The sequence below is a fragment of the Variovorax sp. GW458-11-26-14-LB1 genome (assembly GCF_059423965.1).
The window spans coordinates 35,322-50,747 of sequence record NZ_JBWKYW010000050.1; the positions used below are offsets into that span (position 1 = coordinate 35,322).

15 protein-coding genes and 1 pseudogene are annotated in these 15,426 nt (G+C 69.4%); all 16 read right to left on the bottom strand.

What is annotated here, in order from left to right; translation table 11 throughout:
• Position 1 precedes the first annotated feature (1 nt).
• Positions 2-994: an LLM class flavin-dependent oxidoreductase gene (locus AC07YS_RS25715; RefSeq protein WP_369630983.1), complete on the bottom strand. Its 993-nt coding sequence runs from the start codon at positions 992-994 to the stop codon at positions 2-4.
• Between the two features lie 44 nt (positions 995-1,038).
• Positions 1,039-2,703, bottom strand: a complete 1,665-nt coding sequence (locus tag AC07YS_RS25720) for an FxLYD domain-containing protein (RefSeq protein ID WP_495269835.1) — start codon at positions 2,701-2,703, stop codon at positions 1,039-1,041.
• 17 nt (positions 2,704-2,720) lie between these two features.
• A complete protein-coding gene (locus tag AC07YS_RS25725) occupies positions 2,721-3,326 on the bottom strand; it encodes a hypothetical protein (RefSeq protein ID WP_495269834.1) in 606 nt (201 codons plus the stop codon).
• Positions 3,327-3,342: 16 nt separating this feature from the next.
• A complete protein-coding gene (locus AC07YS_RS25730; protein ID WP_495269833.1) occupies positions 3,343-5,139 on the bottom strand; it encodes a VanW family protein in 1,797 nt (598 codons plus the stop codon).
• Positions 5,136-5,741 carry a DUF6891 domain-containing protein gene (locus AC07YS_RS25735; RefSeq protein ID WP_495269832.1) on the bottom strand — a complete coding sequence of 202 codons (606 nt, stop codon included), beginning with the start codon at positions 5,739-5,741 and terminating at the stop codon, positions 5,136-5,138. Before AC07YS_RS25735 ends, AC07YS_RS25730 begins: the two co-directional genes overlap by 4 nt.
• Before the next feature lie 301 nt (positions 5,742-6,042).
• A complete protein-coding gene (locus AC07YS_RS25740; RefSeq protein WP_495269831.1) occupies positions 6,043-6,423 on the bottom strand; it encodes a helicase SNF2 in 381 nt (126 codons plus the stop codon).
• Between the two features lie 247 nt (positions 6,424-6,670).
• A complete protein-coding gene (pdxR, locus tag AC07YS_RS25745) occupies positions 6,671-8,155 on the bottom strand; it encodes a MocR-like pyridoxine biosynthesis transcription factor PdxR (RefSeq protein WP_070063410.1) in 1,485 nt (494 codons plus the stop codon).
• A gap of 70 nt (positions 8,156-8,225) precedes the next feature.
• Positions 8,226-9,026: an inositol monophosphatase family protein gene (locus AC07YS_RS25750; RefSeq protein WP_206167823.1), complete on the bottom strand. Its 801-nt coding sequence runs from the start codon at positions 9,024-9,026 to the stop codon at positions 8,226-8,228.
• Positions 9,027-9,039: 13 nt separating this feature from the next.
• On the bottom strand, positions 9,040-9,759 hold the full coding sequence (locus AC07YS_RS25755) for an ABC transporter permease (RefSeq protein ID WP_062480468.1): 720 nt from the start codon (positions 9,757-9,759) through the stop codon (positions 9,040-9,042).
• 2 nt (positions 9,760-9,761) lie between these two features.
• Entirely contained in the window at positions 9,762-10,454 is a 693-nt protein-coding gene (locus AC07YS_RS25760; RefSeq protein ID WP_492744387.1) for an ABC transporter permease, read from the bottom strand.
• 44 nt (positions 10,455-10,498) lie between these two features.
• Complete coding sequence (locus AC07YS_RS25765; protein ID WP_495269830.1) at positions 10,499-11,287, bottom strand: transporter substrate-binding domain-containing protein; 789 nt, start codon at positions 11,285-11,287, stop codon at positions 10,499-10,501.
• Positions 11,288-11,320: 33 nt separating this feature from the next.
• On the bottom strand, positions 11,321-12,109 hold the full coding sequence (locus AC07YS_RS25770; RefSeq protein ID WP_390347160.1) for an ABC transporter ATP-binding protein: 789 nt from the start codon (positions 12,107-12,109) through the stop codon (positions 11,321-11,323).
• 33 nt (positions 12,110-12,142) lie between these two features.
• Positions 12,143-12,922: an SDR family oxidoreductase gene (locus AC07YS_RS25775; RefSeq protein ID WP_495269829.1), complete on the bottom strand. Its 780-nt coding sequence runs from the start codon at positions 12,920-12,922 to the stop codon at positions 12,143-12,145.
• Positions 12,923-12,936: 14 nt separating this feature from the next.
• A complete protein-coding gene (locus tag AC07YS_RS25780) occupies positions 12,937-13,707 on the bottom strand; it encodes a 2-keto-4-pentenoate hydratase (RefSeq protein ID WP_307696898.1) in 771 nt (256 codons plus the stop codon).
• A gap of 7 nt (positions 13,708-13,714) precedes the next feature.
• On the bottom strand, positions 13,715-14,914 hold the full coding sequence (locus AC07YS_RS25785) for a pyridoxal phosphate-dependent aminotransferase (RefSeq protein ID WP_495269828.1): 1,200 nt from the start codon (positions 14,912-14,914) through the stop codon (positions 13,715-13,717).
• Between the two features lie 396 nt (positions 14,915-15,310).
• Positions 15,311-15,426 (bottom strand): annotated as a pseudogene (locus AC07YS_RS25790) (single-stranded DNA-binding protein); the annotation flags it as partial.

The following is a 15,426-nucleotide window of genomic DNA, read 5'->3' on the forward strand; positions in this document are numbered from 1 at the left end:
TCTACGACTTCTTCTGGCCGAAGGCCTCGGCCAGCAGCTCGTACGAGCGCAGCCGGGCGGCGTGGTCGAACACCTGCGAGGTGATCATGAGTTCGTCGGCGCCGGTGCGCGCCACGAACGCTTCCACGCCCTGCTTCACGGTCTCGACCGAGCCCACCGCCGAGCACGACAGCACCGAGTCGAGCAGCGCGTTCTCGGCCGGCCCGACCTTCTGGCGGTAGTTCTCCACTGGCGGCGGCAGGCGCCCCGGGCGGCCGCTGCGCAGGTTCACGAAGGCCTGCTGCCACGAGGTGGCACGGAACTCGGCCTCGGCGTCGGTGTCGGCCGCGAACACGTTGAAGCCCAGCATCACGTAGGGCTTGCTCAGCTGCGCCGAGGGCTTGAAGGTCTCGCGGTAGATCTGGATGGCCTGCATGATCTGCTGCGGCGCGAAGTGCGAGGCAAAGGCATACGGCAGGCCCAGGTGCGCCGCCAGCTGCGCGCCGAAGGTGCTCGAGCCCAGGATCCAAACCGGCACCTCGAGCCCTGCGCCGGGCACGGCGCGCACGGCCTGCTGCGGGTTCTTCGACATGAAGTCCATGAGCTCCATCACGTCCTGCGGGAACTGGTCGGCATCCGACTCCAGGTTGCGCCGCAGGGCGCGCGCGGTGCGCTGGTCGGAGCCGGGCGCGCGGCCCAGGCCCAGGTCGACGCGCCCCGGGTACAGCGACTCCAGCGTGCCGAACTGCTCGGCGATCACCAGCGGCGAGTGGTTGGGCAGCATCACGCCGCCGGCGCCGATGCGGATGGTGGAGGTGCCCGCGCCCACGTGCGACAGCAGCACGGCCGTGGCCGCGCTCGCGATGCCCGGCATGCCGTGGTGCTCGGCCAGCCAGTAGCGCGTGTAGCCCAGCTTCTCGCCGTGCTGCGCCAGCGACAGCGAGTTGCGGAACGACTGCGCGGCATCGCTGCCTTCGGTGATCGGGGAAAGGTCGAGGATCGAAAGCGGAATCATGGCGCGATCATGGCGCGAACCGCCCGATGCCGTCACGCGCGGGGCTATTCGGTTTGGTATAGCGTCGCGACGCTCGCGAAATCGCGCCCGTGCTGCGTCACGTGGACCTGGAAGGGCACGCTCTCGCCCGGCGCGATGGCCGGCAGGTTCTCGATCAGCTTGAAGCCGGTCAGCTGGTCGTTGCGGTCGCGCAGGCTCACCCACAGGCGCACCTTGGCCGCGATGGCCGTGCCGGGGTTCTTCACCGTGCCCGTGACCTCCACGCTCTTGTAGGTGAAGCGCTGGCTGAAGTTGAGCAGCACGCTCCCGGTGCCGGCCTGGGTGCCCGTCACCTGCACCTCCAGCGGCTTGCGCGGGCCGGGCAGTGCGGCGCGGCGCATCGGCTTCCACTCGACGCGGGTCTGCGTGATGCGGTCCACGGCCTTGGGCTCCAGCAGGACCGGAAAGCGCTCGCCCGGGTACAGATAGGCCAGCGCGTCGAGGCGCGTGGTGCCGTCGGCCGTGCTGCCGCCGAAGCGCGAGATCACGGCGCCGGGCGCAATGGCGATGGCGTCGGTGCTGCGGTTCACCAGCTCGGTCATGAACAGCGGCCGCTGGATCGTGCTGCGCCCCGCCACCAGCGGCAGCAGTTCGAGCTGCCGCGGGTCGAAGCGCTCGCTGTCGTCGGCCAGCAGGTCTTCGGTGCCCAGCCGCAGGTCGGGGTGGAAGGCCTCGGGCGCACCGGCCGTGCGGATCACGCGGTCGGCGCTCAGCACCGTGGTGCGCGCGCCCGAGGGCGTGACCGTGCGGTAGCCGATGCGGTAGTCCCACGCCGCGATGGCGGCGCCGCGGCCGAAGCGGCTGAGGTCGACATCGATCGCCGTGCGTGCGCCGGGCGCCAGCTCGGATCCCGGCGCATGGCCGCGACCGACGCCGATCACCTGGCCCGCGTCGTCGTACAGCGTGACCAGCGCCTCGATGCTGCCGAACGCCGGTGCGCCGGCGGCGCCCGCATGCACGAGGCGCCCGACCAGGCGCACGCGCTCGCCCTGCTGCACCAGCCGCACGCGCGAGAACGCCAGGCGCGGCCCTTCGGCGGCGCTGCGCGGTTCGGACAGCTTCTCGACCGTCACGTCCTGCCGCGTGACGTTCTGGCCCGAGGGCAGGTCGACCAGCACGGGCGCGGACTCGCCGGGCATCAGCACGTCGATCGGCAGGGATTCGCTGCGCTCGTTCAGCCGCGTGTCGCCGTCGTGGAACACCACCTTCAGGCCGGGCCGTTCGAGCGGCCGGCCGGTCTCGTTGCGCGCCAGCACCAAGAGCTTCGGCCGCTCGCCGACCAGCACCTGGCGCGGCTCGGACAGCTTCAGGCCGTCGGTCGCGATGGTGCGCTCGACCATCGCGCGCGCCACCGAAGGCGTATCGCTGCGCTTGCCGGAGCCGAACAGCAGCATCGCGACCTGGACGGCCACCGCCACGCCGAGAAAGCCGATCACGACGAAGCCGATCGTGCGCACCATCTGCTTCTGGCGCAGCGCCTGTTCGGCCGCGATCTGCTGGCCGGCGTGGTGCTTGACCTGCTGCAGCACACGCTCGAGGCGGTCGGACACGTCGTCTTCCACCAGCGACATCGAGCCGCAGTGCGAACAGGTGTATTCGTTCAGGCCGGTGCGGCGCAGCGCGCTGCTGCCGCACTCGCCGCATTTGAGGGTCTGCAGGTCGATGCTCATGTGTCTTCTTTTTTGTCTTACCAGCCGAACGCGTCGACGATGTTTTCGGCCGCCGCGGCACTGCCCAGCAGCGGCACGAGGCGCTCGACCAGGCGCGCGCGGTGCACCGGATCGACCTCGCAGTCGTCCTCGTCGGTGAAGATGGCGTCGCCCGCTTCGACCCACACCTGGCCGATGGTGCCCAGGCAGGCGGCCATCTCGAAGATGTCGGCGAAGAGCGGTTCGTCTTCCTCCCAGGTGCCCGTGCCGTGCATCGCGAACTGGATCGCGCCGGTGCGCAGGTCGAAGATGAACGGATCGGCGCCCTGGTCGGCCACCACCAGCCAATGCTCGGGCCAGTCGGCAATGCGCTCGCCGGTGATGCCGTGCCAGCGGTAGCCGGCCTGCAGCTGCCACAGGCGCGAGAGCGCGGGAATGCTGAAGGGGTTGCCGGTGGTCGGCACCGTGAGGCCGGCATAGCCCACGCGCTCGTTGACCCACTCGCCGAGCGGGCCGACCTGTTCGTAGAAGGTAGCGAGGGCGGCGGGCAGCGCCAGCTCGCCGTGCCAGTGCTCGGCGGCGGATTGCGGCGCCAGCGCGCCATGGGAAGCCAGGGCCGCGCGGGCCTGTTCGATCGATGCCACGGGGGTTGTTCTCCGTTCAGGTCAAGCGGACGGCCTGCTGCAATGCGGTGCGCAGTGCGTCGATGTCGCCGGGTGCGACCTCGTGCACGCCCGGCACGCCGGCCAGGCCGCAGGCCGTCGATGCAACCACGGGCACGCCGGCCGCCACGGCGCGCAGCAGTGCGCGCGGGGCGTGCTCGACGTGCGCGGGCAGCACGACGACGCTCGCACCGGCCAGCCAGTCGCCTTGCCAGTTCATGTGTTGAAGGGGTTCGATGCCCTGCCAGAGTTGCGCGTCGTCCGACGGTGCGCCCAGCACGCGCAGGCGGCACGGCCAGCCTTGCAGCGCGGCGGCGAGTTCGCGCGCGCCCTTGCGCGCCAGCGCGCTGGCTGCGAACACGACGAGCGGTGTTTCTTCGCGCTTGCTGTGCGCGGCCTTCACCTGCGGCAGCGCCCAGTCGAGCCGCTGCAGCGCGGCCTGCGGCGCGTACTGCGCCATGGCCTGCGCCACCGCGGCATGCGGCGTGACGACGACCGCCGCACGCGCGAGCGCCAGGGCCTCGTCGCGCACCAGCGATGCATCGGCGCGGAAGTCGCGCAAGGTGGCGTCGCCGGGCCAGCGCGGCGATGCGGCATCGAGCTTCTTTTCAATGTCGGCCATCGGCAGTGCGCTGGCCAGCACGGTGATCCGGCGCCCGTCGAGCGCGCCGAGGCGCTGCAGGTGCGGCAGCAGCGACTGCTCGACCACCAGGTGCGTGTGCGAAGGCGCGAGACGCGCGGCGAAGGCCTGCGCGAGCCAGCGCTGGCCGTCGATCAGGCTGGCCTGGCGCCGGCCCGCCTGTCGCGCCCAGAGCCGCTGCCACACGGCGCGGCGCAGGCTCGCGGCCCAGGGCGTGGTCACCGCTGCGTTCGTCGCGGGCTCGCGATGCCAACCCACAGCAGGCACGCGCCAGAACGCAAGCCGCAGCGGCACGGGCCGCATGCGCTGCGCCTGCGGATGCGCCTCGCGCAGGTGGCGTGCGAACTCCGGCGTCCAGCCATCGACGAGCACGGCGGTGCGCCCTTCGGCGCCGACATCGACCGGCGGACGGTGGCGAAAGCACGCCGTCTGGTCGCAGCTCAGGCAGCCGCGCGCCAGCGGCAACGCGGTGGGTACGTCGTCGTTCGTGCGCCGCAGCATGACGGGCTCGACCGGCACCGCCAGCGGCGTGCGCGCGCGGATGCGCACCACGAGCTCGGTGTCGGTCAGCGCCACTTCGAGCCGCCAGGCGTGCCGGGCGCGCAGCTTGACGTCGACGTAGTTCCAGAACACCGTCGCATCGACGGCGTCGCTGTCCGGCGTGTCGGCCTGCTCGATGCGTGCCGTGTGGCCGTGGCGCTCGACCAGCTCGAAGCCCGCGCGCACGGCCACCGTGGCCAGTGCGTTCGACAGCTGGCACAGCCCGCCGGCCAGCGTCGGCACCACGCAACCGCCGCGCACCTCGCGCCCGACCACGAAGCCGCGCCCGGCACCCGGTCGCCCCAGCTGGCGCCAGAAGCTCAGCACCTCGCCGGCCGGCACCTCGATGGCGTCGAAGGCCGGCCGCGCCACGCGCAGGTTGTGCACCTTGCCGGCGACCAGCGGGAATTCGTCGGCCCGGCCGTCGGACCACAGGGGGGTTCGGTATTGCGCGAGCACCGGCGCATCGGCCAGTGCGTGCGCGCCGCCGGGCCAGCGCCGGGCCGAGGGCCGCAGGGTTTCGCGCAGGGCGTGGGCCGTGGCGAGCAGCCGCGAGCGCAGCCAGAAGTCGATCGCGTCGATGCGGCGCGGCGGCTGCCAGGCCTGCGCACTCACGCGGCGGGGCCTCGCTTGCGCCATTGGCCGAGGTCGGCTTCGATGCGCTCGTTGATGTTGCCGCTCCATTGCGCGCCGAAGCCGGCGTCGCGCAGCAGCTCGACGATGCGGCGACCGACCACGACGGTGTTGGCTTCGCGCTGCGCGATCTCGGGGATCATGCCGCCGCTGAAGGCGAGGAACAGGCGGCCGGAGCGCACGGCGCCGTCCAGGTCCTGTGCGTGATAGAAGCAGCAGCCGCGGATGCCGGACTCGAGCCGGCCCGCCGCACGCCACTGCTCGCGCACGTCATCGTGCCCGTCGGACAGCGTGTTGCCGGCGCGGTGCAGGGCGATGATCTTTTCGCTGCGCAGCTGCGCGAACACCGCCTCGAGCCGGTCGTACTCGGTCTGCGCGGGCCACTGCGCCTCGGCGGCGCGCTTGGCGGCGCAGGCGCGCGTGGTTTCGGCCTTGATCCAGGCGCGGTCCTCGGGCGTGAGCTCATCCGGATCGAGGTACTCGTCGGTGATCATCCAGCCGATGTCGGCATCGGCATGGAAGCCGCTCCACACCAGGTCGTGGATGCGTCCGCGCGTGTCTTCGGGGTCGAGAGTGAGGGCCATGCGTAGTGGGTCGTCGCTTGGTTGGCGACGGATCGTGCTTTCATTTTTCGCGGTCGGAACGACGCTCGATTCTCGCGTGTCCGCACCACGGCGATGCGTTAATGCGAAAGCATGCGCTCTGGCGGCCATCCCTCCCGCGCCCAAATCATGAGGGATGCGCAAGGCCAAGGCAATGTGACTTTCGGCCAAGAATTCACGGTCATGGCCCATGAAAAAAGCCGACCCTGCGTTGGCAGGGCCGGCTTTTCATGAAGACCTGGAACGTTCGCCGATCCCATCGGCGAAGCATTCGGGCTGTTGCTTACAGCGGCAGTGCGTCGCCGTGGGCGGCAGCGCGGGCTGCGGCGCGAACCGCAGCGCGGTCGACGGTGCTGGCGACGATCGGGGCCACGCCCGACGAAGCGCCTTCGGCGTACGGGTCGGCGCTGTGTGCGGCGGCGACGGCGTCGGCACGCACGGCGGGGCGGCTGGCGGTCGACACGATCACTTGCGCGGGGCCTGCGTTGGCGCCGGTGGCATAGGGGTTGGCGCTGTGCGCGGCCACGACGGCTTGGGCGGCGACGTCGGCGCGGCTGGCGGCCGAGGTCAGTTGATGCACGCCTTCATAGCTTTCGGCATGGGCGGCGCCGGCAACGGCCATCAGGGCAACAGCAACGGCGGAGAGGATCTTCGAGGCGGTCATTTGGATTTCTTCCTTCTTCAATTCAGTTCAAGTTCTTGCTTCGGATGTCGAACCGGTCTTGGGTGGGTCACCGCCCCTCTGTTCTTTTTCGGAGGGCGGCCACCTCGCTCGGGGCCCTGTTCACCCAGATCAGCTTTGAGGGCTGGTCCGTGAGATGAATTGTGCGCCTCGGTCTAGGTAAAAACCCGTAGCAAAACGAACCGCGGTGTTCACGGATTCGAAACAATTGAGGGGTAGCGGGCACGCCTCAGGCGTTCGCGACCGCACTGCCGAAGAGCGCCAACGCCGGGGCGATCCGCTCGGCGGGCGTGTTGCCGAACCCGAAGACGAAGCCGGTGCGGACCTGCTCGCTCAGGCAATAGGCGGAGATCGCAGGCACATCGATGCGGTGCGCCAGCAGCGCCTGGGAAACCGCCGCATCGTCGATCGGCGTGCGCGAGATGGCCGACAGGTGCAGCCCCGAGCCGGTGGTCGACAGCTCGAAATCGCGCCCCACCAGCGTCCTGAAGCAGTGCTCCATGAGCTGCGCGCGTTCGCGATAGCGCACGCCCATGCGCCGGATGTGGGCCGCCAGCTGCCCGCTCGCCATGAAGTCGGCCACCACGCCCTGGGTCGGCATGGAGGCCTTGAACGAGAAGATCTGCGTGGCGCAGGCAAAAGCGTCCGCCAGGTCGGGCGGGACCACCAGGTAGGCCAGGTTGAGCGCGGGCGAGATGGAACGGTTGAAGTTCCCGATGTAGATCACCCGCCCCCCGTGGTCCAGCGCCGCCAGCGGAGGCAGCGGCCTGCCGCGGAAATGGAAGGCGTTGTTGAAGTCGTACTCGATCACCCAGGCATTGCGCTCGTGCGCCCACTGCAGGAGCGAGAGGCGCCGCTCCAGCGGCATCGTGCTGCCGAAGGGGAACTGGTTGGTGGGTGACGCCACGATCAGCCGCGCGTCGGGCGCATGGCTGTCGAACCGGCTGCTGTCCAGGCCTTGCAGGTCGATGGGCACGGGCACCAGGTCCGCGCCGAAGCCCATCAAGGCGGCAAGCCGCGTGATGTAGCCCGGGTCTTCCACGATGATGCGATCGCCGTGGTCGGTCAGCACCTGGCCTGCCAGCACGAAGCCCTGCGTCGTGCCGTCGACCACGAGCACCTGGTCCGGCAGGCAGGAAATGCCGTGTGCCTCGCCCACATAGTCCGCGATCTGCTGGCGCAGTTCGGGCAGCCCCATCGGCGAGCCGTAGCCCAGCTCCGCGGCCGGCGCCGAGCGCCAGTACTGCGACGAGACCTTGGCGAACTGCTCGAACGGCAGCTGGTCGAGCGCGGGCACGGTCGGGCTGAGGTCGAACGTGGCATTGCGCTCGGGCGGCAGCGCCAGTTCGGACATCGCCTGCGCACGCCGCGAGATGTGCCGGGGCGCCGGCGCGGCGACAGGTGCATTCGACGGCGCTCCGGCCGGCGCGCTGCGCTCCTCGGGCAGCACGGCGGCGATGTAGGTGCCCGCCCCGACGCGGCCGCTGACATAGCCCTCGGCCAGCAGCCGTTCGTAGACCAGGACCACGGTGTTGCGCGACACGCCGAGTTCCGCGGCCAGCTGGCGGGTGGGCGGCAGCCGCGAGTTCTTGGAGATCCGGCCCTGCACGATGGCCTGGCGGATCTGCTCGAACACCTGCACGTGCAGCGGATCGGAGCCGCTGCGGTCCAGCGAGAGCGAACTCCAGGTCGGGTAGTTGAAGTGCCGCGGCATACGAGATCTCCATGCCGCCCGTGCCGGACAGGCTGCGGCGGCCTTCGAATATACGGCCCGGTCGCCCGCGCTAGGCGCCCGCAAGCATGCGCAGGACCTCCTCGTGGCGGCGGGGGTTGCCCGATGCGACCAGCCGGTTGCCGGAGTAGATCGTGAGCGGACGCCCCTCCCAATCGGTGATGACGCCGCCGGCGCCCTCGATCACCGGCACCAGCGCGCAGTAGTCGACCTCGCGGTGGCGGCCGCAGTCGATGCCGATGTCGATCGTTCCGTTGGCGATGCAGCCGTACGCATAGCAGCTCGATCCGTACACGCACCATTTGGCGGCGCTGCGCAGCGTCTCGAACGCCTCGCGCTCGCGCGGCCCGAAGGGCTCCGGATTGCTGCACGACACCAGCGCGTCGGCCAGCGACGGGCACTCGCGGCTGCGGATGCGCTGGCCGTTGAAGGTGGACGGCTGGCCCTGCGCCCCGGCCCATCGGTCGTTGGTGATGGGGTGGTCGATCACACCGATGATCGGCGTGCCGTGGCGCGCCAGCGAAATCAGCGTCCCGTAGATGGGAATGCCCGTGATGAAGGCCTTGGTGCCGTCGATCGGGTCGAGCACCCAGACGTACTCGGCATCGAGGTCCTGGCCCTCGAACTCCTCGCCGAGGATGCCGTGCGAGGGATAGCGGTGGCGGATCAGCGTGCGCAGCGTCTGCTCGACATGCTTGTCCACGACGGTGACGGGGCTGTCGTCCTCCTTGGACTCGAAACCCCTGCGGCTGTACAGGTTCTCGCGCAGGATGGCGCCGCTGGCGTCGGCCAGCCCATGGGCGAAGGCGAGGAATTCGGCCATCGCCGATTCTGGAACGGAAGAAGTGGACACGCGGTCTCCTGGATCAAGTGGGCATGGGCCCGGTGCCGTGCTGCGCCGGCAAGTGGCGAAGATGGCGAGACATGCGGTGCTCCAGCCGCCGCACCAGGTGGTTGGCGGCGAACGCGAAGGCAAGGTAGATCAACCCGGCCGCAATGAAGATCTCGTAGGGGGCGAAGGTGCGCGCCACCAGGGTGTTGGCCACACCCGTCAGCTCCGAGAGCGTGATGGCGCTGGCCAGCGACGTGCGCTTGATCGTCTTGATCACCTCGTTGCCGTAGGCCGGCAGCGCCAGCAGCATCGCCCGCGGCAGGATGACGTGGCGGTACAGCGCGCCGAAAGACAGCCCGAAGGCCTGGCCGGCCTCGACCTCCCCGTGCGGCACCGCCTGGATCGCCCCGCGGAAGATATGCACGGCGTAGGCCGTCGTGTTCAGCACGAAGGTGATGACGGCGCACCAGTAGGGCTTGCGCAGGTAGGGCCAGGCCCAGCTGTCGCGCACCGCATCGATCTGGGCAATGCCGTAGTACACGATGAAGATCTGCACCAGCAGCGGCGTTCCCCGGAAGACCTGCGAGAACACCTCGACGGGCCAGCGCAGCCACCAGGCCTTCTGGACGCGCACGATGGCCAGCGGCACCGCCAGCAGCGTCGCGAGCACCATCGTGATCGCGAAGAGCTCCAGCGTGAGCAGCGCGCCCTGCCAGAGCACCGGAAGGCTCTCGACAATGAGTTCGACATCCATGGTCAGGCCGTCCTTTCACCGCGGGCGCCGCGGCGCTCGAGCTGATGCAGCACGAGCGAACTCAGCACGGTCAGCGTGAGGTAGATGGCGCCGGCACTGAGGTAGAAGAACAGGGCGCGGCGCGTGTCGCTGGTGGCCAGTTCGGAGGCCTTCATCAGCTCGCTCAGCCCCACGATGGAGATCAGCGAGGTGTCCTTGAGCGTCGAGATCCAGATGTTGCCCAGGCCCGGCAGCGCCAGCCGCAGCATCTGCGGGCACTGGATCGCGAAGAAGATCTGCAGGGTGCCCATGCCCACGGCCATGCCGGCCTCCACCTGCCCGCGGGGAATGGCCGTGAGCGCGCCGCGGAACACCTCCGAGGCGTAGCCGCCGAAGATCAGTGCCAGTGCAAACACACCCGCCGGATACGGCGGGATCTCGACCATGCCCGCGTCGGGCCTGACCAGCGCGAGCAGCCGGCTCAAGACCACCGTGCTGCCGAAGTACACCATCAGGATCAGCAGCAGTTGCGGGATGCCCCGTATCGCCGTGATGTAGGCCTCGGCCAGCCAGCGCACCGCCTTGAAGCGGGACAGGCAGGCCGCCGCGCCCAGAAGCCCCAGCGCGATGCCGAACACCGACGACACCAGCGCCACCTCCACGGTGGTCCAGGCGCCCTGCGCGATGGTCGGCCCCCAGCCGTTGAACATGTCCATGGTGTCGTCAGCAATCAGTGAGCGGATTCGGTGGCGCGACGGCGTCAGTGCCAGACCGCGGGCAGCACACTGAAGCTCCAGTACTTCTGGTTGATCGCCTTGAAGGTCCCGTCGGCAAACATGCCCTTGAGCGCCGCGTTGATCTCGTCGCGCAGCGCCGTGCTCCCCTTGGGCAAGCCGACGGCCACGCCTTCGCCCAGGTACTTGGGCGCCTCGATCTCGGGGCTGACGAACTCGTAGTTGCGCCCTTCCGGCTTCTCCAGGAAGTCGGTGCGAACCTTCATGGGACTCACGAGCATGAGGTCGATGCGGCCGGCCACGAGGTCCAGCAGCATGTTTTCGGCCGAGTCGTAGCGCGTGATCTCGACGCCGGAGAACTCGCCCGCAAGGTAGCTGTCGTTCGTGGTGGCCCGCTGCACGCCCACCACCTTGCCCTTGAGCGCGCCCGCGTTGGGCGTGTTGTCGGGCTTCATCGGGAGCAGCCCCCCGTTCTTGCGGCCCACGAAGCGCGCCGTGGAGGCCCGGTAGGGAACGGAGAAATCGATGCTCTTCTTGCGCGTCTCGGTGATCGAGAGGCTCGAGGCGACGATGTCGATCTTCCTGGAAAGCAGCGCGGGAATCAGCCCGTCGAACCCCAGGCAGACGAACTGCACGTTGGCGTTCATCCGCCGCCCGATCTCGCGGGCGATGTCGATCTCGAAGCCCTTCAGCTCGCCCGACGCATCGCGGTAGTTGAAGGGCGGATAGGTGCACTGCACCCCGGCCTTGATCTCGCGCCCCATGGCGGCGACGGAGCACGCGGCCAGCAGGCCTGCGAACAACCATTTCTTCATTTCGTCTCCAGTTCTTGGTTCGTGATGTCGTGGCTACAGAACGCTGTCGAGGAACTTGCGGCAACGCTCGCTGCGCGGGTTGCCGAACACGTCGGCAGGCGCCCCGCGTTCCTCGATCTTTCCCTTGTGCAGGAAGGCGACCTCGGTCGAGACCTCGCGTGCGAACGCCATCTCGTGGGTGACCATCACCATGGTCCGGCCCTCCTCGGCGAGCAGGCGGATCACCTTCAGCACCTCGCCCACGAGCTCGGGGTCGAGCGCGGACGTGGGCTCGTCGAACAGCAGCAGCTTGGGCTCCATCGCCAGCGCGCGGGCGATGGCGCAGCGCTGCTGTTGGCCGCCCGAGATGTGGGCCGGGTAGTGCCGCAGCCGGTCGCCGAGCCCGACCTTCGCCAGCAGCGCTTCGGCCCGCTCCGTCGCTTCGCGGCGCGACAGCCCCAGCACCTTCATGGGCGGCATGGCCACGTTCTCCAGCACGGTCATGTGGCTCCACAGGTTGAAGTTCTGGAACACCATGCCGATGCCCGCGCGCAACCGGTTCACCTGGCTCTTGCTGGCAGGGCTCGCCTGCCCTGCCGGCGACCGGCGCATGCGGATCTCCTCGCCATCGATGGCGACGGTGCCGGCGTCGGGCACTTCGAGCAGGTTGAGGCAGCGCAGGAAGGTGCTCTTGCCCGAGCCGCTGGCACCGATCAGCGTGACCACGTCGTGCTCGTGCGCGCACAGGTCGATGCCGCGCAGCACGTCCAGCGCGCCGAAGCGTTTCTCGATGCCGGTGGCAGACACGATCTGCCTGCCTTGTTGTCGTTGGGGGTCGCTCAAGTGAGTTCCTTTTGAACGGTGCTGGCGCTTCGCCTAGAAGGTCCCGGGATAGGCCCCGCCGTCGAGCAGCAGATTCTGTGCGTTGATGTAGCCGGCATGGGCGCTGCACAGGAAGGCGCAGGCGCGGCCGAACTCCATCGGATCGCCGAAGCGCGCGGCCGGGCTGCGGCCCTGCCATTCGGTCTGCTCCGCCTCGAACGAGCGCCCCGACCCGGCCGCGGCAGCCTCCACCGTGGCGCGCAGGCGGTCGGTGGCGAACGAGCCGGGCAGCAGGTTGTTGATGGTGACGTTGCGATGCGCCGTGCGCCGCGCCAGGCCTGCCACGAAACCGGTGAGCCCGCTGCGCGCGCCGTTGGACAGGCCCAGGATGTCGATGGGCGCCTTCACCGAGGACGAGGTGATGTTGACGATGCGGCCGAAGCCACGCTCCATCATGCCGTCCACCGTTGCCTTGATCAGCTCGATGGGCGTCAGCATGTTGGCGTTGAGCGCCACCATCCAGTCGTCGCACGTCCATTGGCGGAAGTCGCCCGGCTTGGGGCCTGCGGCATTGGTCACCAGGATGTCCGGCGCGGGGCAGGCCTCGAGGACGAGCGCCCGCCCCTGCACCGTCGTGACGTCGGCGGCCACCGTGCGCACGTGCACGCCGGTGGCCTCGCGAATGTCGTTGGCGGTGGCCTCGAGCGCCTGCGCACCGCGCGCCACGATGGTGAGCGATGCGCCGTCTTCCGCCAGCGCGAACGCGCACGCCCGGCCCAGCCCCTTGCTCGCGGCGCACACCAGCGCCGTCTTGCCCTTGATACCCAGATCCATGGCGACCTCTTGCCTCAGATGAAGTTCGCGGCGACCGTGCCGAAGCGGTCGAACGAGGAATGCACCCGCATGCCCTGCGACGCGCGGTACTGCCGTGTGAAGGACCCGGACATCACCTGCATCCCCGCCTCGAGGGCCAGGCCGAATTCGGCCAGCTTGTTCGCCAGCCACAGCACCGAGAGCAGCCCGCCGCCCTGCATGACCGCCGAGCCGGAGGCCGTCTCGCTGACGGCGCCGTCGACCTGCACCGTCACGTTGGCGCCGGCCAGGTCGCGGTTGTCTGCCGTCAGCGGCACGGCCGCCCCCGTCACATAGGCCTTCTGCTGCGCGTTGTCCGCCATGGCCAGCGCCAGGTTGCCGGCAAACGGACCGCGGACTTCCACGATCTCCAGGGCGGGTGCCGCATGCGTCACGGCGGCAGCGACTTCCTCCAGGCTCACGCCGGGTCCGCGCAGCGTCTTGCCGATGGTCAGGCACAGCTCGTTCTCGAAGCCCGGCGCGATCAGTTCGGAAAAGCGATAGGCCTGGCCGCTCGCATGCCGGCCGCTTTCCAGCAGATAGCCGAAGCAGGGTTCGTGCACCTGCTGCTGCACGCGCATGGCCTCGGCGGTGAGGCCGACCTTCCAGCCCGTCTGCCGCTCGCCCCTGGCTAGGCGCTTGTGCAACAGGGCCAGCTGCACTTCGTAGCCCTGCTGCAGGGAGAACTTCCCGGCCCATTCCGACGGCATGTGGCGTCCGTCCTCCATGGCTTGCCAAAGGGCGCCCGCAATGTCTTGGGTGTTCATCGCATCCTCATCGTGTGGTTGGGTGGTGTTCCAGGTAGGCGGCCAGGCGGCGAACGCCGTCGTCCAGGCGCGGCGTGCCGCTCGCGTAGCACCAGCGCAGGTAGCCTTCGCCCTCGGGGCCGAAGGCAACGCCGGGCGCCAGCCCCAGCCCGGCCTCGGCCACGAGCTGCTTGCAGAACGCGAGGCTGTCCGTCACGCCGTCGACACGGAAGAAGGTGTACATCGCGCCCCGGGCGGGCGCGGCGAGCTCGACCCCCGGCACGCTCCCCAGGCGCGCCGCCAGGTGGTCCCTGCCCTGGCGCAGCCGCTCGACCGTCCGGGCAATGGCGTCTTCCCCGTGCGCCAGGGCGACCACCCCCGCCGCCTGGACGAAGGGCGGCGCGCAGGTGCTGCTGTACTCGATCAGCTTGCCGATGTCGCCCAGCATCGCCGACGGCACGACGATCCAGCCCAGGCGCCATCCGGTCATGCGCCAGGCCTTGGAGAAGGAATTGCAGCTGATGACCCGGTCCTCGGGCGTCGCGATGTCCAGGAAGGACGGCGCGCACGGCGCATCGAAGCTGATGCGCTGGTAGACATCGTCGCTGACGATCCAGATGCCCAGGCGCCGGCAGTGCGCGAGGATGGCTTCCTGCGCCTCGCGCGAGAGGGTCCAGCCCGTCGGGTTGTTGGGCGCATTCAGCAGCAGCGCGCGGGTGCCCGGCCGAAGCGCTTCCAGAAGGCGCTGCTCGTCCAGCACCCAGCCCGCCGCGGTGAACTGCAATGCGACGGTCTCGACGTGCGCGCCCAGCACCTTGGGCATCTCGACCAGGTTGGGCCACAACGGCGTCACGGCCACCACGCGGTCGCCGGGGTTCAGCAGCGCCTGCAGGGCCAGCATCAGCGCATGCGTGCCCGAACTCGTCACCGCCACCCGTTCGACGCCGATGGGGCCATGCCAGCGCGACAGGTAGCGGGCAATCTCCTCGCGCAACGCGGGCTCGCCCAGCGTCTGGACGTAGAAGGTGCGCCTGTTCTCGAGTGCGGCGATCGCAGCGCCGCAGATCTCGTCCGGCGTTTCCTCGTCAGGCTCGCCGAACCAGAAAGGCAGGATGTCCTTGCGGTCCATGCCCGCATTGGCGACCTCGCGGATCTTCGAGGACCGCAGGGCCTGGACTTCGGCGCGTGCGACGGTCGATGGCGGGCAGTGGGAGGCGGCGCTCTGCATGTCGTGCTTGTCTCGGTGTTCTATGGCCTGCATGCTCCGACGCCGCACCGTGCGGGACAAGGACCAATTCCGTGCGCTGGGGCGGACCAATCGCGGCGAACCGGCCGACGGCGATGCGCTGCTGAACGACGCTATTCAGCAGAACGGCCGGAGTCGATGGGTTGATTGCCGCCGGGAATTGCCCCTCTGAACACAGTCATTGCCGTCGAAAAGGGGCCCACGTAACACGCTTCCCCTGCGCTCAACGGCCAGACGAGCAAGGAGGCTGCATTTCCTTGGCAAAACAGCACTTTCCCGGGCGCGACCGCCCATGGAGAGAATTCGAAATAAAAAGGGCAAAAAAAAGGCCTGCCTTCGAAAAGGCAGGCCTTCATTGAAACGCTCGAGGAGCCGGTTTCAGAACGGAATGTCGTCGTCCATGTCGTCGAAGCCCGACGACGACTTGGCCGGCGCCTGGCGCGGCGCCGGTGCCGGGGCACGCGGTGCGGCCGCGGGAGCACGCGGGGCGTAAC

Excerpts from the sequence above, each read along its gene's own strand:
- AC07YS_RS25740 (WP_495269831.1), bottom strand. The coding sequence starts at position 6,423 with ATGACCGCCTCGAAGATCCTCTCCGCCGTTGCTGTTGCCCTGATGGCC.
- AC07YS_RS25735 (WP_495269832.1), bottom strand. The coding sequence starts at position 5,741 with ATGGCCCTCACTCTCGACCCCGAAGACACGCGCGGACGCATCCACGAC.
- AC07YS_RS25755 (WP_062480468.1), bottom strand. The coding sequence starts at position 9,759 with ATGGATGTCGAACTCATTGTCGAGAGCCTTCCGGTGCTCTGGCAGGGC.
- AC07YS_RS25780 (WP_307696898.1), bottom strand. The coding sequence starts at position 13,707 with ATGAACACCCAAGACATTGCGGGCGCCCTTTGGCAAGCCATGGAGGAC.
- AC07YS_RS25720 (WP_495269835.1), bottom strand. The coding sequence starts at position 2,703 with ATGAGCATCGACCTGCAGACCCTCAAATGCGGCGAGTGCGGCAGCAGC.
- AC07YS_RS25785 (WP_495269828.1), bottom strand. The coding sequence starts at position 14,914 with ATGCAGAGCGCCGCCTCCCACTGCCCGCCATCGACCGTCGCACGCGCC.
- AC07YS_RS25775 (WP_495269829.1), bottom strand. The coding sequence starts at position 12,922 with ATGGATCTGGGTATCAAGGGCAAGACGGCGCTGGTGTGCGCCGCGAGC.
- pdxR (WP_070063410.1), bottom strand. The coding sequence starts at position 8,155 with ATGCCGCGGCACTTCAACTACCCGACCTGGAGTTCGCTCTCGCTGGAC.
- AC07YS_RS25765 (WP_495269830.1), bottom strand. The coding sequence starts at position 11,287 with ATGAAGAAATGGTTGTTCGCAGGCCTGCTGGCCGCGTGCTCCGTCGCC.
- AC07YS_RS25715 (WP_369630983.1), bottom strand. The coding sequence starts at position 994 with ATGATTCCGCTTTCGATCCTCGACCTTTCCCCGATCACCGAAGGCAGC.
- AC07YS_RS25760 (WP_492744387.1), bottom strand. The coding sequence starts at position 10,454 with ATGGACATGTTCAACGGCTGGGGGCCGACCATCGCGCAGGGCGCCTGG.